Origin of the sequence: Pseudoalteromonas sp. 23_GOM-1509m, from assembly GCF_000518425.1 — a bacterium.
In the GTDB taxonomy this organism is placed as follows: domain Bacteria; phylum Pseudomonadota; class Gammaproteobacteria; order Enterobacterales; family Alteromonadaceae; genus Pseudoalteromonas; species Pseudoalteromonas tetraodonis.
Window position 1 is genome coordinate 284,466 of the sequence record NZ_JADO01000009.1, and the last position, 20,105, is coordinate 304,570.

Genomic DNA, 20,105 nt, shown 5'->3' on the forward strand with positions numbered 1-20,105 from the left:
ATTAAAGCGCTGCATACTAAACTTAAGTAAGCAGTCACTAATAAATTTAAACCTCCCTATGAGCCGCATAAATGCGGCTATTTCATAGCTAATAAGCTTAACTCATTCAATAGATATCTTCATGTTAACTAAAGTCACCTTGTTATAAGTTGCCTAAATAAAAGCGCTTCAATTACCGCTTGGCAATAAACAAAAAGGCAATGCAGTACTAATTACTGCATTGCCTTTCTTTAATAAATGTAAACTATTATTTATTGTTGATTGAGGTATAGCTAAACTTTACTGCTGTAGCTGAGTCACTTCTAAATTAATATACTTAATCAGTGTATTACCTGTAGCCTCATAAATAACAGCAATGCTGCCATCTTCTAAAGTAATAATATCTGAATAAGCACTGTAGCCATAAACCAGTTGGTATGGTGTATTAAAATTTAAACCTTCATCTTCACTTATCCAAATTCCTAAATTTTGGCGATTACTGCCAACAGGATCACCAATAGGCCCTGACACCAAAATTTGATTTTTGTCATCTGCTTGTGCGGAAAAACGTGTAATACCTATATCGACCCTAGATACGTTAAGGTCGTGCGATGTCTGCTGCCATGATATACCACCATCGGTGCTTAAAAAATGATAACGAGTACCTGAAGTGCCGCCATCATTTCGAGCGCTAAGTAAAATCTTACCGTCAACTAATTCAACTATATCTGCTTCTGTAGGGCCTGAAATAGGAGTTAACTCACCAGGCAACCAAGTGGCGCCATTATCATCACTATAAATACTCGCGACATAAAATAAACTATCCGCTGCACGTACAATTGCAGGGAAAATCATTCTACCATTAAGTATTTGTTGGTCAGCAATTTGCCTATTTAATTGAATTCCGTGTCCAGGACCTGCGTTAATAGAGCGCCAAGTAGAATCTTTAACACTAGCACTAACATTAATAGTATCAGACCACGTTACCCCGTTATCTTGGCTCATTTTATATAATAAGTAGTTTGGATCGCCCGGAGCAGCACAATTACCATTTTGAGCACATAAATCTTGCCATTGCGTATAAAAAACAAAAATAGTGTTGGTGCTTTTATCGATAACAGGTCTAGGGTCTGAGAAGTCATATTGCGTGCTTTCTTCTAGTATTTGTACTGGTAACCACGTTTTACCTTTATCCAATGAACGCTTTAAAGATATATTTATTAAACCATTAGCACCTGGATCCGCTCCATTTGGACGGCCTTCAATAAAAGCAAGTAAACTGCCATCTCCACTTTGAATAAGAGAGGGAATTCGGTAGTTAGACATACCATTTATACCTTCTGCTCCTCCTTCAAATACAGTACTTTGAGTTATGGGTTCATCAGTATTTTTAATTTTAAAACTAACTGATTTATAATTTGCTGTGCCACTAATTCCTGTAGAACCGTTACCAAACACAATGACATTTTGACTCGTCTGTGAACCTGTCCAAGTTGTTACTTCAATACTATTAAAGGTAAAAGTAGCCATATTTGTGCGTGGATTAAATATTATCTGATAGTCATGATACTGTTTATCCCCACCTCCTTGAACAAGCGTATATTGGGTATCCCCCTCCACATCTGCAATTAAGTCGCCATTACTATCAAGCATGACATTAACTAAAAATCGTTTACTGCCATTGGCATAATAATTGGTTAGATATGACCCAGACTTTACTTTAAATGTACTAGACACAGTCCATCCGTTCGTTGTTGCATCTAGATTGTTTTGCGTACTAGGTGTTACTTGCCATTCAGCACGGCCATTGCTGCCATTAACAAACCATGCTTGTTGTCCAGCATCATCAATCAAATTACCGGTTCCTTGGATTGAAGAATCATCTACCCAACCAGCTTGCTCCGGTGTAATATTTAAGTCTGCATAATAGTGGGCAATAACATTGTCTGGACGCGTCAACGTTGAGGCTTGGGCATTATCCAGTGCGGTATCATGAATTTGTGTTTCGTAAATTTTACCTTTAAAAAACCACTGACCACCCTGCTGGTCAACATTGCGACCAATGCTCATGGTATTTAACTCTGAAACACTATTAAAAAAATGCGAACTCGGCGCTATTATCAATAACTGACCATCTACAAACAATTTAGTGCCTTGCGCACTTATTACCACAGCTGCTTTATGAACTAAATTATCATTAAAAGAGGTGTTTGTTTTGATATCATTTATAAAAACGCCTTTCTCTCTTGCGTGTACTCTTAAAGTTCCATCGCCATTAATAAGAACCGAAAACTCACTGGAGCCATAAAGCGAGCTAGAAATACTAAATAAAGTTCCCGTTGAACCCGTTGCTTGAAACTTTGTATAAATCGTTCCTGTTGTTAAGTTTTTAACTTCTGTGAACTCATTATCAAGCGATAAATACTCAGAACTTCCATTAAAATTAAGAGTTGATGTATCCCATTCTTTTAATATTGTTGCTTTTGATTCAAAAACACTAAATATTAATATAAATAGAAAAAACAGCTTATGAGTTTTTCTTAAGATATTCACTATGCTTTCCTCTGTATTAGTAAAGCTCTCAACTTGCAAGAGCCTGTTTGATCCTAATAACTAAACTGCTTAATTAGTTACACAGGTTTATAACGAACAAAACGTTCGCAAAATTGTGGTTTTATGCCCCAACAATATGTGCTTAAGCATCAATAAGCAGTTGAATGCCATATATCGATTATTTTTCAGTAAGGGGTGAAACTTTAGCGCTGTATATATAAGGGCTACGCTGTACGGCTTTTACTTCACCTGATACCCAATATAGGGTGTCTTGATATTGCGCAGTTTGGAGGGGCCCGGCACCACCAGCAAAGGGGACAAGCTGTTTGAGTGCTGACCAAGTACCGCTTTTTAAATCAAATACGATTTGTTTACGGTTAAACTTAAATGCAGCTACTGACATAGAAAAGTACTGTTGTTTAAATTGCGCTAACGCTTGGCCTTGCAATGTTGTTAATTTTAATACTGCGTTATCAAATATTTGCTTGTTTACACCGCCTAAAAATAATATTTTATTTTTGGTTAAACGCAGGGCACTACCTCCGGCAAGGGTGACGTCTTTATTATTCAGTTGGGTATTGGGTAATGCACGCCAACTCGCTGTGCTGTAATCAAAAGCATAAGCGTCTGTGAGTGCAAAATTATGCGAGATTGCTTGCGGATTGAACCCACCAAATAACATAAACTCATCGTTTATACTTATCGCCGGAAATTGCGTACGCGCAATGGCGGGTAATGCAGGTATGTCACTGTCACATCGCGCACTGACAAAAGAAAATTTACAGACCTGATTTGAAATTTTACCATCTACATTACCTGCAAATAGATATAAAAAACCATCATGTATGTCGGCTGCACCATCAGACCAAACAAATGGCAGTCTAGCGACTATTTGGGTTTGAGGTATGTGATTTTCATCTAGCGTTAACTCTATAACCGTGTCGTACGTCTGTTGATTATTTTTACCGCCCACCAAAAGCAAGTGGTTGTTTTTAGTTACTGTTGCGCCATAACCCATTGCCATAGGCAGCTTAGAGGTAGCCACTAACTTAAATTGGTTGTCACTAATATCGTATACATAAATAGTGTCATGGTAATATTTGCTAGCACCATCAAAGTAAGGGTGCCCATAAGGGAAATTAGCCCCTCCCGCTATAACTAAATATGAACCAATTACACCGATATAGGCTGCTGATATTCCCGTCGGTTCTCCTTTTTGAGTTGAAAGTGGTAGTGAAGCCACTTTCGACCAGTTAGCAATCACACTATCTGTTTTAGCCTCAAGTGGCACACTAAAAAAACTACTTAACACTAAGCAACTAAGCCACATCATTAATCGATGCATACCATCCTCACTATTTAATTAAAATGAAAAAAACCTAATCTAAGCGATTAGGTTTTTTTACAAAAAGTGAATTAAAACTTATATTTAAGACCAACAAAGAATTGACGACCAATTATGTCGTAAGCCCTTGGCTCAGTGTTAGTACCTGCAGCAGAACCGGTTACAGTGCCTCGAGGAATAATATCCGGTTCTTCATTAAACAAGTTATTGGTTCCTGCATACACATTAAATGACTCATTAAAGCTATATGATGCACGTAAATCTACGTAATAAACTGAATCCAATGTATTTATGTCATCAGATAGCGTTTGATTAACATCATTATTTACATCATTTTGTGTTTCATCACGAAAGGTAACTTGAGCAAATAAATTAAAGTCTTCAGTCACGTTATAAGTCGTGTTAAAGGTATATCTAAATTCAGGGTAAAGTACTTCGCCCTTATAGTCGCGCTCAACGCCCGATTTACTTGTTGTCACATACTCATCTAAATAAGATGCAGATAAACTCAAGTCTAACTTATCCATGGTGTAAAAAACTTCAACGTCTACGCCACTTGTTCTAACTTCACTTTCATTAATTGCCTTGGAGGTAATATTTAAAATAGGGCCGTTAACAGCACGCACCACATTACCATTACACGATGCGTCAAATTCAGTTGGCGACACATCGTAACAACGATTAATGATCTCACCAGCACCTACATTTAAAATTGCATCTTCAATTGCAATAGAGTAATAATCTAAAGAAACCGAAAGTGAATCAATTGGCGTGAATACCGCACCTAAGGTATATGTATCTGCTGTTTCTTCTTGTAAGTCTTCAGAGCCCATTTTTAAGAAGCGTTCATTCTGACTTTCAGAGCCTACCAGTGTAAACGAGCCATCTGATGCGATACGTTGTGCAATAGAATCTATTGAGCGACAGTTATCAGCTACATTACCTGTAGAATTTGCAGTTACCCCATCACACACATCATGACCACCAGTTGCACTTGCAGATCCTGCAGCGTAAAGGTCATTAACATTAGGTGCTCTTACCGCACTAGAAAGGCTTGCACGAAGACGCACGTAATCATTAATTGGTGCATCAATTCCTAAACGATACGTTGAGGTATTGCCAATTGACGAATAATCACCAACCCGCATCGCCAAACTTACATTAAGCCAATCATAAACGGGTAATAATACTTCACCAAAAGCCTCATAAGAATAAAAGCTGCCTTTTGTTGGAAACACTTGTAGTCTTCGAGTGATACCTGCTTGACGGAACGCATCAGGCGTTTCTGCTCCCTCTTCTTTGCGGTATTCAATACCTGCAGCAAAACCGATAAACTCATCATTAAGAGTAAAAGGTAACTCACCAGATAAAACACTATTTACTACATACTGTTTAATAACCCCGGTTTGACCAGTAGAAATACCAATATAATCAACTGCCTCATCAGAAAAACCTGTCACACCCGCTAAACCTAACTCACTGTCAGTTGTGCCAAATGGGTTAATAGGCACACATCCTTGCCATCTATCTGTAGCATCTGCACATTGATAACCACCATTGCCATCTTCTTCAATATTCAAAGCCGAGCGAAGTGCGACTAAATTTACATCGCCACTGTTTTTCTGTACTTGATTAGTTGTGCCATATACCGCTGAGGTGCTTAATAAGAGACCACTATCAAATTCATAATCTAAATTACCCGCAATGCGAAAAGTGCTACGATGATTTTCTACGCCTAAATTATCAAACTCAGCTAAACGTCTAAAAGTATTTACCCGATCTAATGACGTTCCACCCGACGCTTGTAAAGCCGGTAATAATTGACTTTGCGCACTGCTACCATTAAAAAATGGACTATCAGCAACATCAATTCCCGTCACTCCCCCTCGGTTAACAGCAAATACATCATTTACTATACTCAAAGGTGCAGTTTCAATATTGGTAGAAGAGTTTACTTCAGAATAATTAATTTCAAGCTCAGCAAATACTTTATCTGAAATATCAAATGTCATGCCTGCTGCTGCATATTGTCGCTTATAAGGTGCAATCGCTTTTCGATAAAAAGTTTGATTATAAAAATCACTCTCACCATCAAGCTGCCCATCTGCGGTTATTTTTGGCGCAAATTGGCTAAACTCATCACCGTTACCAAAAATACTCACATCAGCAAACTGAAATGCGCCACCATCTACGTGCATTGGTCCGTTTCTAACACGCAATGTTTCACGCAGACCATCACCGTCTTCATCATGCACATTAATACTATTTCTTGAAAAATCTCTGTCCCTAGCCATTAAATCATCTTGATTAGCAAGGCCAACAGAAAACCATGCATTACCAGAATCAAAGTTTTTGCCATAAGTAAAATCTATGTTTTGTCTAGCTGCGCCACCTTCATCTGAATCAGCACCAAACACATTAACCTCAACACCTTCAAAATTCTTTTTGGTAATAATATTTATTACACCTGCAATTGCATCAGAGCCATAAATTGCAGATTGGCCACCGGTTAGTACATCAACTCGTTCAATAATCGAGGTGGGAATGGAATTTAAATCAACACCATAGCCATCACCTGCGGATGTACCCGACACATATCGACGCCCATTAACTAATACAAGCGTTCTCGCTGTGCCTAAATTTCTTAATGACGTGGTACTAATACCTGAACTGCCACCGCCATCGCCATTATTCGATGCATCATTAGTACCGGCAGTTACTGAAGGTAATCGGCTCAATGTATTGGAAATTGAAATAGCAGCCACCCCTTCAATAGCTTCTTTACCTAGCTCAACAACCGGTGAAGACGAACTAAAGTTGGCACTGCCTTTAAAAATATTTGAGCCAGTAACGTTAATACGCTCAATATCTTTTTTTGACTCTGACTCTTGCGCAATAACTTGCGAGCTTAATACGGCTGCAATACAGACCGATAAAGCGGATAAGTGATGCTGAACTTTATTTTTTTTCATGGTTTTCTCTCATTATGACGATGTAAATATAACTGGTGAATAAATATTATACAATCAACCTATCATACCAGTACACCTTCAACAAGATTTTAATTAACATTTAAATCACATTAAATAAATAATTTGGTTGGATGAAAAATAAAAGTAAGCACTTAATAACAGCAAAAACGTTTTATTTATTACTCAAAAATAAGCCGAGTAATAATTGTTCAACAGTCAATCTTTGGATTATTTTTACCTTTTTTATTAAGTAAGGGGCTTACATGCTAAATCAGACATGAAAATATGCGTAAAATACACATTACTTTTGAAGTACACTGGCTTTGAAATTACCAGCCTTTATTATCTGCAACTCCGTATAAATTATCTCTTTTAGCTGCTCCCAACTCCGCTGATTTTTTGCAAAACCAGGAAACATCGTGAAATGATCATCTTCTTTTAAAATGTGCAGCACCACTTTACTCAAGCAAGCGCACTCTATAAAACTCAAGGCTTGGTTTATATTTACTTCTTTATCCATATCACCATGAACGATGATATACCTAACATTGGCATCGACTAGCTGAGCAGGATTACTGTTTGCCACACTTGTTTTTATATTATTGTTTTTGTTTAACAATTTACTTACTTGCTCTGGCTGTCCTAAGTCTTCTGCACGTCTTAAGTCTAGGACTCCAGCAATTGAAATCACCGACTTTACTGTTAAATAGTTCGGCCTATACAAAATCGAGCATGGATTAATCATAGCCCTCGATGCTGCCCACGTTGCTAAATGCCCACCTGCAGAGTGGCCAATAAGTGTCACGTTGCTTAAATCAAGTTTATGCTGTTCAGCTAAACTTGATAAGAAATCGACCCCTTCGCCAACATCGTTCAGTATGCTTGGCCATGGCGCTGTTACATTAGCCCCTAGACTATTCATCCTTCGATATTCTAAATTCCAAATAGCGATATTGAAGTCTTTTAAATACTGAACAATATGCTTCGTTGGGTAAGTGTCTAAGCTGTGGTTATCTTTCCAATATCCGCCATGAATCACAATAACTACAGGTAAATAATGATTGTTTTTTGGTCTAATTAATTGGCCATATTGCTGCGAATCGTCACCGTATTTATATATATTCACTTTTAAACCTATCTATTAATTTAAAAAATCAGTAGTTGTGTTAACCATACACCACTGGTATAACAGCTACACCACAATACATCAAATGCTTAGTTCTACAGAATAATAATTAGGCTAATAAAAATTGATTATGCTCTGCTGCTACCGCTTTACTACAACTAAAGGAATTAATATGGACATACTTTCAGGCGCATACGCATCTGTTCCCGCTGACTCAAGTTGGGATCAGCAAACCGAGCAACTTTTCTATAAAACATTAAAAGAAGACGTCGCTATTAGTGGGTTGGAAATTCCATTTTCGGGGCAGCTCAACAGGTTTGGTAATGAATGGTTTTATGCACAGTTAAATTCAAATTGGCGCAGTGTAATTACCTGTATCCCAGGGACAATGGCCGAACTTAGTAAAGATCCCTATTTTGGTATTGCTTCAGACAATGAAGTAGGCCGAAGTAAAGCCATTAAATTTTACCAACAAGCGAATCAACAAATTCAACAGTTCAATAGTTATTTTAATAAACAAATGGTTACCCATGTTTTAATCCATAGTGCACCGACAATTAATGAGCAAGTCCCCTCTTCAGTTCGCGCCTTAGTTAAGTCGCTTAACGAATTACAACAATGGGATTGGCATGGTGCTAAACTAGTAATTGAACATTGTGATGCTCAAGTAAATACACAACACAGTGAAAAGGGGTTTATGCGCATTGAAGATGAGATTGATGCTATCACAACGGTTAATAAGCATGCTAAACAGAAGCTCGGCATTTCTATCAACTGGGGACGCTCGGCAATAGAGGCTAAAAGTTGTAATGGTCCTGTAGAACACATAAAGCAGTGTATTAAGGCTGATTTATTAACTGGGCTTATATTTTCAGGTGCCAGCGACACTTCTGATGTTTATGGTGTATGGAAAGATAGCCATATGCCACCTCAATTCAATGACTTTGATTGTATAAATAATCGAGACTCTGTGTTAAATGAAGAACAAGTTAAACGCTGTATGCAATTACAAGCAGGCAAGAAATTAGACTTTGTCGGCTGTAAAATATCATTACTTCCTAATAAACAATCGTTAGCAACCAGAATAAAATATATACAAAAAACGCTAGCAATGATAAAAGACTGCATTAATTAAACTTTCCCTTAAATAGGTATATTTTAGGTAGAGTTAGCGAAATAATCGCGCTATGGTACAATAGGTAAATAACCAAATAGTTGATAGGTTTTTAAATGACATTAAAAGTTACTCGCCCAGTTGAACGAAAAAAATTATCTGAAACCGTTGAAGAAGAACTCGAGCGGATGATCAGGCAAGGTGAAATCGCAGAGGGTGATGCCTTACCATCAGAAAGAGAGCTTATGGCTGCTTTTGGTGTTGGTAGACCATCAATTAGGGATGCACTCGCAGCACTTGCACGCAAAGGTCTTGTAAAAATAAGTAGTGGCGAAAGAACCCGGGTTACCCGCCCATCCGCAGATACAATAATTGCTGAACTATCAGGGATGTCTAAAGACTTTTTGGCTCAACCAAATGGTTTAAAGTATTTTGATCAGTTAAGACGTTTTTTTGAGTCAAGCTTAGTAAGGCATGCAGCAGCATCAGCAACACCGAGCCAAATTAAAGAACTCGAAGAAGCGCTAGAGTTAAATGGAAGGTCTATCGAAAATGATAGTCAATTTAGACGGACCGATATTTATTTTCACCGTGTGATAGCCTCTATACCTGGTAACCCCATCTTTTTAGCTGTTCACCAAGCCTTAATGGATTGGCTAATTGACTCGCGTCCAGATCGCATTAATACCGCGGAATTAAATAAAAAAAGTTATGATGATCACGTGGCTATTTTTGAGTGTATAAAAAATGGTGATGTCGAGGGCGCAGATGCGCAACTTTCAGCTCACATAGACTATGTTTTTGATAATTATTATGGCTGATATAAGTACACTTTATAAATTAAAAAAAGGCTAATTTTAGCCTTTTTTTGTATCTTAAATGTTAAAACAATGGATTTATGCCAAACCTAGTGGTATAACAGGTATACACTACAAACAGGTATACAGTTGCACTATGAGAAAAATAATTACATTTTTATTGCTTCTAGCATCAAGCCATTCATTTGCGCAAACACAGTTAAACTGGGACCCCATAAAGGGGGGAGCTGAACACTTAACAGTAAATAAAAATACAGTTTACTTCGCAAATAATGACTCGGTATTTATTTCAAATAGTCATTACAACAATCTGATTAAATTCGATCTGAAAAACAATAATGTTATCTCACTGCTCCCCCTTAGTCCGACTGAGGGTAATAGAGCTGCAGCAATAACTCTGCAATATGGCAAGAAAACGTTTATTTTAGGGGGGAAGTTAGATTCGATTCAATCGACCTTGGTAAATGTGTTGCATTGGAATGAGTCATCTAAAAAATTAGTGTCCTCTCAGTTTACTAATTTACCGCGTCCACTCAAGCAGATCAGTGCACAAATATACGAAGGCAATTTATATTTAGCTGGCTTCGATCAACAATGGTATTTTTTTAAGATTGCAGTTGATGGCGAACAGCGTAATTGGACTCAGCTGAACAGTGATATATTTACATCAAGTAGGACTCGTCAATTAAAGTTAGCAATACAAAATGATGGAAATAAAGACCGAATTTATGCCATTTCTGAAAACTATTCATCTAAAAGTTATGACGCTAACTCAGCGCTATTTATGCATATATTTAACCCTGACACCAATACTTGGGCACCCATCGTTAATCGTACAGCTAGCCAACTTGTTGAGACGAACTCGTTAATTTATGCTTCCGCTTTAGGCCAGTCTCATTTATTAATTATTACAAAAAATGGTCACGCTAAATCGTTTAATACCATCACAAAAGCCTGGTCAAGCTATGAAAGCTCAAATTATACATTTCATAACATAGTGGCTAATAGAGCGCATACTTATGCTCTAGTCACCGATACAAATACTGCTAAAACAACACTTGTCGAAGGCAAAATTAACAATACAGCTCGTGAATTTGGCTGGCAAAACATGCTGGTATTGGTAGTTTATTTACTATCTGTTGTCATGGTTGGTTTGTATTTTATGTTTAAAAACAAAAATACCGATGACTACTTTAGAGGGGGACAATCTATTCCTTGGTGGGCAGCAGCCTGCTCAATCTATGCCACCATGTTAAGCTCATTAACCTATATAGCACTGCCCGCCATTGTGTATCAAACAAACTGGATACTTCTGATTGGCATTTGGATGATAATTGCCGTTGCTCCAATAGCCGTTTATGTTGCTATTCCATTTTTTAGACAACTAGATGCCACTAGCGCCTACGAATTTTTATCAAAACGATTCAATATGTCAGTACGCCTTTTTGCCAGTGGTTTATTCACATTATTTCATATTGGTCGAATGGGTATTGTAATGGCACTTACTGCGCTGGCTTTATCAGCAGTGACACCAATTAGTGCAACTGAGAGCGTGTTAATTATGGGCGTATTGTGCTTATTGTATTGCACTTTAGGTGGCGTAGAAGCGGTTATTTGGACCGATACGATTCAAACAGTAGTACTACTTATTGGGGCTGTAGTCTGTTTTTTTGTTATTATTGCTGGGTTAGATGATGGTTTTACAAGCTTTATTCAAATAGGCTTTGCAGATGACAAGTTTACCATTGTAAACACCGACTTTAGCTTTGAAAGTATTACCACTTTATCTATTTGGGTAATAATTCTGGGTGGCATTGGGCAAAACTTATCAAGTTATACGGCCGATCAAGCCGTTGTTCAAAGATACATGGTTACTAAAGATCCAGCTGCTGCTGCAAAATCTATTTGGGCCAATGCTATTCTTGCTGCCCCTGGCGCCTTATTATTTTTCTGTATAGGTACGGGCTTGTATGCGTTCTATCAACTTAATCCTGAAAAACTCGATCCGAGTATTCAAATAGACCAAATTTTCCCTACTTTTATTTCTAATGAGCTCCCTATTGGGGTAGCAGGGTTAATTATTGCCGGTATTTTTGCAGCTGCGCAATCAACGGTTTCAACTAGTATGAACTCAATTGCAACCACAATACTTACTGACTTTGTTAGGCCATTTAACTTCGTTAAAAGCGAGAAAGCTTATATGAGCCTAGCGAGAATTTTAACATTTGTATCGGGGGTTTTAGGCACGCTTGTCGGGCTTATATTTATTGACCCTGAAATCCGTTCACTAATGGAAGCTTACTTTAAAGTTATCGGTATGTTTATGGGGGCACTTGGCGGTATTTTTATACTCGGTGCATTGACCAAAAAGGCAAATTCGATTGGCGCTATTGTTGGCATTATTAGCGGAGTGAGCTTAATGATTTCAGCCTGGAAATATGGCTGGGCTAACGGCTACTTGTACGGGACGATTGGCATTCTAACCTGCTTAATTGTTGGCTACTTTGTTAGCTTACTATTTCCTGCCCACAATAAAGATTTAACCCGATTAACCTTGTTTACGATGAAAGACTAAGCAATATCAAGAGTGAAAGTTATGAAAAATTACGCATTAGAAAACGAGTTAATTAATCAGTTAAAAAATAGCTTAATTGCATCATGTCAGCCTGTAGATAATGGCCCAATGGATAAACCTGAACATATTGTTGCTATGGCATTAGCAACACTTTCAGGAGGTGCAAAAGCATTGAGAATAGAAGGGGTAGAGAATGTACGTGCGGTGGCAAAAGTAGTACATGTTCCGATTGTTGGTATTGTAAAGCGTGATCTTGATGATACTGAAATTCGAATTACACCTTATGTTGAAGATGTAATTGCACTTGCGCAAGCTGGCGCCACCATTATTGCTTTTGACGGTACAGACAGACCGCGACCAGTGGATAGATTAACGTTATTAGCTGAAATTCATAACCAAGGCTGTATTGCGATGGCTGACTGCGCCGATTTTACTGACGGTAAACTGCTGCATGAGGCTGGCTGCACCTTTATTGGAAGCACTCTCTCGGGGTATTTAAATTTAGCACAAACACCCGATGAGCCAGACTATCAGCTCGTCACTGAGTTGGTCAGTGCGGGTGTGAATGTTATTGCTGAAGGGCGATATAACTCACCAGAACGTGCAGCAAACGCTATAGCCTTGGGTGCACTGTGTGTGACGGTTGGCTCAGCAATTACCCGTGTAGAACATATCACCAGTTGGTTTGTAAATAGTATCAACAATGCTCAGGACGATGCTTAAATATGGATATTGCAATTGATATTGGCGGCACCAAAATAGCGTGTGCCCTTATTGATAACGACCAAATTGTCGACGCTATAAAAGTAGACTCTATCATTCATACAAATATTGATGATTTAGCTTCCTATGTATATGCACAAATTAAGCATTGGGTGGCACAAGCACGCTCAATTAATATTGCCTGTACTGGCCAAGTGAGTCCTGATGCTGTTAATTTTTTATCAGTGCGTCGACAATTACCATTACAGGCTCAGTTTCGCAGTTTAACGGGTCTGCCTGTCACCATTATTAATGACGCCTCTGCAGCTGCTTGGGCAGAGTACGTATTAAATGAGCAACTGAATAATAAAAACTTTATTTATATCACCGTCTCAACAGGTGTTGGGGCAGGTATTGTTTTTAACAACGATATAATAACCTGCGCCGATGGCTTTTGCGCCCACTTGGGTCACACCACAGTTAAAACCTTATCAAATCAACACTACGCTTGCCATTGTGGCCGAGAGAACTGTGTGGAAGCGATTGCCTCTGGCACTGCTATTGCAAAATATGCAAGCCAAGCATTAGACAAAACGATCAGCGCAAAAGATGTATTTACAGACTACGCTGAGCACCCAGATATTATGCCTATTATTAACAATGCCGCTGCAGCCGTAGCCGAACTTATATTTAATATGAAAGCTACTTTTGGTAATAGCAATGTTGTTATTGGGGGCAGTGTCGGCTTAGCACCATTATTTTTTAACAAGGTGGCGGCAAAAATTCAACACGCACCCGAGATTTATCAAGTCAATTTACTAGCACCTAAATCGGGTGCCAATGCCGATGTTATTGGTGTTCATCACTATGCTAAAAAACAATTAAGCGAGAACTAAAATGCAAGTACTTATATTTGATGATAAAGCCGCTGTTGCCAACAATGCCGCTGAGCTTATTAAAAAGTTAATCAATACTAAACCTAATGCCAATCTAGGACTTGCAACTGGTAGTACGCCTGTTGATTTATATAAACAGCTAATAGTAAAGCATAAAAACAAAGAGGTTTATTTTAGCCAAGTCAGCACCTTTAATTTAGACGAGTATTACGATATTGATGAAAATAGCATCAATAGCTACCGTTACTTTATGAATGAACAGTTGTTTAATCATATAGATATCGACCCAAAAAACACCTTTTTACCCACCTGTAATCGTCATCAAGATCCAAGACAACAAGGGACGGTGTTTGAAAAAAAAATCACAGAGCTGGGCGGAATTGACCTGCAATTACTCGGTATTGGTGGCAATGGGCATATTGGCTTTAACGAACCTTCATCCAGCTTTGCTTCGCGTACTCGAATTAAATCTTTAGCAAAACAAACAATACAAGATAACAGCCGACTTTTTACACCCCAAGAACCGCAACCACATATGGCAATGACCATGGGAATTGCGACCATCATGGAAGCAAAATACGTGTTATTAATTGCCACCGGTAAAAATAAAGCACAAGCAATACAAGATATGGTAAACGGTCCATTATCAGCCAGCTGCCCAGCATCTATATTACAAATGCACCAAAATGCCATAATAATCGTCGATAATGAGGCTGCCAGCTTGCTAGAGAATAAAGAATACTTTACGTGGGTGAGTCAACAAAATCAGAGGATTAACGACTCTTATGGCTATTTTCTCAACTTATAAACTAAGAAAGTTTGATGTACTGTCCATAACTTAATACACCAAACGATGCCCTTAACCCATCAATCTCACATACTTTTCCGCCAGTTCATCTAAGCTCTCACGATGATTAGGATCGGGCTTTATACAATCAATGGGGCATACGCTCACGCACGTTGGCTTGTCGTAATGACCCACACATTCGGTGCATTTTGCAGGATCTATTTGATAAATTTTAGCGCCCATATAAATGGCTTCATTTGGGCACTCTGGATCGCACATATCACAGTTAATGCATTTGCTGTTTATTAATAAAGCCATGATTAAACTCTCTATTATAAAACAGCATGCTTAAACGGATTGCGGGTGTCTTGGTTTTCATCCAAGTTGCGCATCAGTATAGCGTGCTCTAAATCGATAGTGTCAGGCAGTGGAATTTTTACGATATGGCCTGAGCCTTTAGCATCAGTAATGCTTTCGCCTTTTTTATTTTCCATACTTTCTAGGGGAAAACTAATATTGCCTTTCGGCGTCATTAGCTCTAATGAATGACCAACACAAAACTTATTTTTTACATCTATTTCAACCAAACCATTAGCATTACGCCCTAATACCTCACCCACAAATTGCTGCTTGGTAGATACAGAGTGACCGTATTCGTAATTTTGATAATCTTGATGGGCGTGGCGTTTTAAAAAACCTTCGGTATAACCGCGGTGTGCAAGGTTCTCAAGAGTTTTAAATAAATCAGCATCGAATGGTTTACCTGCAACCGCATCGTCAATCGCTTTACGGTATACTTGTGCGGTACGCGCAACATAATAAAATGACTTAGTACGCCCTTCTATTTTTAGACTATGCACCCCCATTTTTGTTAGCTGCTCTACGTATTGCACGGCGCGTAAGTCTTTTGAGTTCATGATATAAGTGCCGTGCTCGTCTTCAAATGCAGGCATATATTCACCCGGGCGACCTTGCTCTTCTAGCATAAATACATCGTTACTTGGTGCGCCTTCACCTAACGTAGGTATAACCGTTTTAGGGTCAATTTTATGTACCATTTCACCGGTTTCGTTTTCTGTACCAGGTTTAACATCATACTCCCAACGACATGCATTGGTGCAGGTGCCTTGGTTGGGATCGCGTTTATTAATATAGCCTGAGAGTAAACAACGCCCTGAATAAGCCATACACAGTGCGCCATGCACAAATACTTCTAGTTCTGTTTCTGGGCACAGAGCACGAATTTCGCTGATTTCTTCAAGCGATAGCTCGCGAGACAAAATTACCCGCTCAATACCTTGTTTTGCCCAAAACTGTACGCTTGCGTAGTTCACTGCATTGGCTTGAACCGACAAATGAATTGGCATATCAGGCCATTTTTCACGTACTAGCATAATTAACCCAGGATCTGACATGATCAATGCATCCGGTTTCATAGCAATCACCGGCTCTATATCACGTAAATACGACTTAACTTTTGCGTTATGCGGGGCAATATTCGACACTACATAAAACTTTTTATTCAGCGCATGTGCTTCGTTAATCCCTATTTGTAATGTATCTAAATCAAATTCGTTATTGCGCACTCTTAAACTGTAACGCGGTTGGCCGGCATAAACCGCGTCGGCACCATAGGCAAAGGCATAACGCATGTTTTTTAAGCTGCCTGCGGGGCAAAGTAATTCAGGTACAAATAAGGTTGAAGAAGAAACAGCTGACATGTGCGCTCCATACATCGAACCGGGTTCAAGCCGGTTGCATGAATAATTAAGGGAAATAAAGCGCGCAAGTATAATGAGATGGCAAAAGAGAAACCTTGATCAAGATCATCAAAATTTCTCTTCTGCGCTAATAAATAAAGAGCTGTAAATTTAAGTTATTTTTTACTGCTTAATTGGTTCGAGAATTGACTAACGGCATCAACAACTTGTTGCGCGCCTTTTTTAATATCACTCATTACATCACCAGATTCTTTGGAGAGCGCTAGACCTTGTTGCGCTTTATTTTTACCTTGCTCAATTACTGCAACGGTTGATTGAGTTAAATTTTGGTTTTGCTGTACAACATCCACGATTTCTTCGGTAGCTTTACTGGTTCTGGAGGCAAGTAAACGCACTTCATCAGCCACCACCGCAAATCCACGGCCTTGCTCGCCTGCACGCGCGGCCTCAATAGCCGCGTTAAGTGCCAATAAATTAGTTTGATCAGCAATACTGCTAATGCTCTGCACTATGCTCGCTATCAGTTGCGACTGTTTATCTAATGCTGAAATTTCTTGAGCAGCTTGCTCCATTTGCACCGACAGTTCGTTCATAACCTGAACTGTTTTTTGTACCGCTTCAGCACCTTTATCCGCGTTATTATCAGTTTCGATAGAAGTGCCATGCGCAATACTCGCCGCTTGCTCTGTAGCCAGTTCTCTTTCTACTTGGTCAGTGATCACTGTGGCAAATTTAACTACTTTATAGAGCTCATTTGCTTCATTAAAAATCGGATTATATGAAGCCTCTAACCAAACTACATGGCCGTGTTTATCAATACGTTTAAATCTGCTCGCAATAAACTCACCATTACGCAAACGTTGCCAGAAGGCCTGATACTCTTTACTACTCGCTTCTTGTTCGTCACAAAACATACCATGATGCTTGCCCACCACGTCTTGTCTTGAATAACTCATACTTTTTAAAAAGTTGTCATTAACACGTAACACCATACCTTGAGTATCAAACTCAATAACCGCTGTTGAACGATGCAATGCTTTGATTAAATCTTCGTTTTCTCTTGAACTCTCAATTATTTGTGTAAGCACAGTGCAATGCAGGGTTAAATACTCAAGCTGACCTTGCTCGTTTTTTATAGGATGTAAAATGCAGCGTAACCAATCTCGTTGTCCGTTTGGGTGGGATACTTGGATAGCGCCGGCAAAATGTTCTACTTTACTTAGCGCTTTTTTAAAGACATGAAAATCCGCGTTATTTCTAGCATTTTCAGGAATGAAGTCTAAAATATTTTTATTAATTATTTTGTTATTTGAGTAGTTAAACTCTCGCTCAAAATTTTTATTTTGTCTTAAAATAGCACCTTGCTTATCAAGCTCTAACACCAGCATTTCACTGTCTAAGCTTTGCTTAACCTGCTCCCTTACAGAAAGCTTACTTTGTAAATCAGCGATTTGATTTTTTAAAGATTGGTTAAAAAACATATTGTTACCTTAGTGTTTAAATGTATCGGCATGCATATTGAGTCTATAAAAAGTGTACTATGAATAAAAAGTCTCACCACTTAAACAAAAGTATAGCTCATGTTTATAAACACATAGTAAACGTAAAAACATTGTTTTTAGTTCATAAATCGGGGTTAGCAAATTAAAAAAAGCAAGCAAGGTAGAATAAATTAGGTTTTTTTGACTAAAACGCGTATAATTCGCGCCCGTTAATATTCAACCTTTTATTTAAATTATTGGAGCACAAAGATGGCTTTAGAGCGTACTTTTTCAATCGTAAAACCTGATGCAGTTGCTAAAAACCACATCGGCGCAATCTACAACCGTTTCGAAACTGCAGGTCTTAAAATCGTTGCAGCTAAAATGGTTCACCTTTCACAAGAGAAAGCTGAAGGTTTCTACGCTGAGCACAGCGAGCGTCCTTTCTTTGGTGCTTTAGTATCTTTCATGACTTCTGGCCCAGTAATGGTTACCGTTCTTGAAGGCGAAAACGCTGTTCTTAAAAACCGTGAAATCATGGGTGCTACTAACCCAGCTGAAGCACTAGCGGGGACTTTACGTGCAGACTACGCTGATAGCATCGACGAAAATGCGGTTCACGGTTCTGACGCTGTTGAATCTGCTGCTCGCGAAATCGCGTACTTCTTCGCTGACGAAGAACTTTGCCCACGTACTCGTTAATTCGAGTTCACAGCTAACCCTGTGATGCAAAGTATGAAAAGGGCTTTCGAGCCCTTTTTTAGTCATTACGTAAAGTATTAACCGTTTATTTATGATGTTTTACTTAATGATTATAGTGGATGAATTGTGTACAATTCGCCCTTGTAAATTTTTACCATCACCGCCACCGATTGAGGTTGTTACATGACCGAGCAAAAAAAGATTAACTTATTAGATTTAAACCGAGATGCAATGCGAGAGTTGTTTGTATCATTCGGTGAAAAGCCATTTCGTGGCGATCAGGTGATGAAATGGATTTATCATTTTGGCGTAGATAATTTCGACGAAATGAGCAACGTAAACAAAAAGCTAAAAGAAAAGCTTAAAAATGAATGCGAAATTGTTGCACCTGAAATTTCAGTTCGCCAGCAAGCCAGCGACGGTACAATTAAATATGCACTCGTACTTGAGGGCGGCCAAGAAGTAGAAGCTGTTTGGATCCCAGAAAAAGATCGCGCCACATTATGTGTATCGTCGCAAGTGGGCTGTGCACTGGAATGTACTTTTTGCTCAACGGCACAACAAGGCTTTAACCGTAACTTAAAAGTGTCTGAAATTATTGGCCAAGTATGGCGTGTAGCCAAAGACATTGGCCTTGATGGAAACAGCGAAAAGCGCCCTGTCACTAACGTCGTTATGATGGGGATGGGCGAGCCGCTACTGAATGTTAAAAACGTAGTACCAGCGATGGAGCTGATGATGGACGACTGGGGCTTTGGTTTATCAAAGCGCCGCGTAACATTAAGTACCTCGGGTGTAGTACCTGCCCTTGATTTATTGAAAGAAAAAATCGACGTAGCACTGGCTATTTCACTGCATGCGCCAGATAACGCACTGCGTGATATTTTAGTACCGATCAATAAAAAGTACCCAATTGAAGAATTTTTAGCGGCCTGTCGTCGTTATATTGATGGCTCAAAAGCCAATAAAGATGTCACCATTGAATACGTTATGCTTAATGGCGTAAACGACAGTACCGACCAAGCACATGAACTGGTTAAAACGCTAAAAGGTACGCCATCTAAGGTAAACCTTATTCCGTTTAACCCGTTCCCAGGTAATGAGTATACGCGTTCAAGCAACAGCCGAATTGACCGTTTTTCAAAGGTATTACAAGCTGCGGGGATTACCTGTATTGTTCGTCGTACACGAGGGGACGACATTGACGCTGCCTGTGGTCAGTTAGCTGGCGATGTGGTTGATAGAACAAAACGTATGGCTAAAAAGAAAATGCGTGATGACAATGCAATTGCAGTAAATATTCACCAAGCCTAACTAAGTAACTCTGTGCCTTT

At 38.9% G+C, this 20,105-nt stretch carries 15 protein-coding genes; 8 read left to right on the forward strand and 7 right to left on the reverse strand.

The window, feature by feature from the left end:
* Positions 1-279: 279 nt before the first annotated feature.
* The 4 genes from N523_RS0103120 to N523_RS18870 all read right to left on the reverse strand — a co-directional run bounded on the left by N523_RS0103120 (position 280) and on the right by N523_RS18870 (position 7,975).
* Positions 280-2,532, reverse strand: a complete 2,253-nt coding sequence (locus N523_RS0103120; protein WP_028834257.1) for an exo-alpha-sialidase — start codon at positions 2,530-2,532, stop codon at positions 280-282.
* 178 nt (positions 2,533-2,710) lie between these two features.
* Positions 2,711-3,877, reverse strand: a complete 1,167-nt coding sequence (locus tag N523_RS0103125; protein WP_028834258.1) for a kelch repeat-containing protein — start codon at positions 3,875-3,877, stop codon at positions 2,711-2,713.
* Between the two features lie 71 nt (positions 3,878-3,948).
* Positions 3,949-6,849, reverse strand: a complete 2,901-nt coding sequence (locus N523_RS0103130; protein ID WP_028834259.1) for a TonB-dependent receptor domain-containing protein — start codon at positions 6,847-6,849, stop codon at positions 3,949-3,951.
* Between the two features lie 301 nt (positions 6,850-7,150).
* The gene (locus N523_RS18870; RefSeq protein ID WP_051440303.1) at positions 7,151-7,975 is read right to left on the reverse strand and encodes an alpha/beta hydrolase; all 825 of its coding nucleotides are present in this window, start codon (positions 7,973-7,975) and stop codon (positions 7,151-7,153) included.
* Positions 7,976-8,147: 172 nt separating this feature from the next.
* Between N523_RS18870 and N523_RS0103140 the strand changes: the two genes are divergently transcribed.
* The 6 genes from N523_RS0103140 (at position 8,148) to nagB (ending at position 14,888) form a co-directional block, all read left to right on the forward strand.
* On the forward strand, positions 8,148-9,110 hold the full coding sequence (locus tag N523_RS0103140; RefSeq protein WP_028834260.1) for a DUF4862 family protein: 963 nt from the start codon (positions 8,148-8,150) through the stop codon (positions 9,108-9,110).
* A 95-nt stretch (positions 9,111-9,205) separates the two neighbouring features.
* Entirely contained in the window at positions 9,206-9,910 is a 705-nt protein-coding gene (locus N523_RS0103145) for a transcriptional regulator NanR (protein ID WP_028834261.1), read from the forward strand.
* A 133-nt stretch (positions 9,911-10,043) separates the two neighbouring features.
* The gene (locus N523_RS0103150; protein ID WP_231485759.1) at positions 10,044-12,482 is read left to right on the forward strand and encodes a sodium:solute symporter; all 2,439 of its coding nucleotides are present in this window, start codon (positions 10,044-10,046) and stop codon (positions 12,480-12,482) included.
* A gap of 21 nt (positions 12,483-12,503) precedes the next feature.
* The gene (locus tag N523_RS0103155) at positions 12,504-13,205 is read left to right on the forward strand and encodes an N-acetylmannosamine-6-phosphate 2-epimerase (RefSeq protein WP_028834263.1); all 702 of its coding nucleotides are present in this window, start codon (positions 12,504-12,506) and stop codon (positions 13,203-13,205) included.
* Positions 13,206-13,207: 2 nt separating this feature from the next.
* A complete protein-coding gene (locus N523_RS0103160) occupies positions 13,208-14,080 on the forward strand; it encodes an ROK family protein (RefSeq protein ID WP_028834264.1) in 873 nt (290 codons plus the stop codon).
* 1 nt (position 14,081) lies between these two features.
* Positions 14,082-14,888: a glucosamine-6-phosphate deaminase gene (gene nagB / locus N523_RS0103165; protein WP_028834265.1), complete on the forward strand. Its 807-nt coding sequence runs from the start codon at positions 14,082-14,084 to the stop codon at positions 14,886-14,888.
* 51 nt (positions 14,889-14,939) lie between these two features.
* Here nagB and N523_RS0103170 read toward each other — a convergent pair whose 3' ends face one another.
* The 3 genes from N523_RS0103170 to N523_RS0103180 form a co-directional block, all read right to left on the reverse strand.
* Positions 14,940-15,185 (reverse strand): YfhL family 4Fe-4S dicluster ferredoxin, encoded by a 246-nt coding sequence (locus tag N523_RS0103170; protein ID WP_028834266.1) that lies wholly within the window; start codon positions 15,183-15,185, stop codon positions 14,940-14,942.
* Between the two features lie 14 nt (positions 15,186-15,199).
* Positions 15,200-16,588 (reverse strand): prephenate-dependent tRNA uridine(34) hydroxylase TrhP, encoded by a 1,389-nt coding sequence (gene trhP, locus N523_RS0103175; RefSeq protein WP_028834267.1) that lies wholly within the window; start codon positions 16,586-16,588, stop codon positions 15,200-15,202.
* A gap of 155 nt (positions 16,589-16,743) precedes the next feature.
* Entirely contained in the window at positions 16,744-18,069 is a 1,326-nt protein-coding gene (locus N523_RS0103180; protein ID WP_028834268.1) for a methyl-accepting chemotaxis protein, read from the reverse strand.
* A 270-nt stretch (positions 18,070-18,339) separates the two neighbouring features.
* On the opposite strand from N523_RS0103180, the gene ndk reads away from it, so the two are divergent.
* Positions 18,340-18,771 carry a nucleoside-diphosphate kinase gene (ndk, locus tag N523_RS0103185; protein WP_008111339.1) on the forward strand — a complete coding sequence of 144 codons (432 nt, stop codon included), beginning with the start codon at positions 18,340-18,342 and terminating at the stop codon, positions 18,769-18,771.
* A gap of 183 nt (positions 18,772-18,954) precedes the next feature.
* Positions 18,955-20,085, forward strand: coding sequence for a bifunctional tRNA (adenosine(37)-C2)-methyltransferase TrmG/ribosomal RNA large subunit methyltransferase RlmN (locus N523_RS0103190; protein WP_010389431.1), 1,131 nt, complete (start codon positions 18,955-18,957; stop codon positions 20,083-20,085).
* The last annotated feature ends 20 nt before the right edge of the window (positions 20,086-20,105 follow it).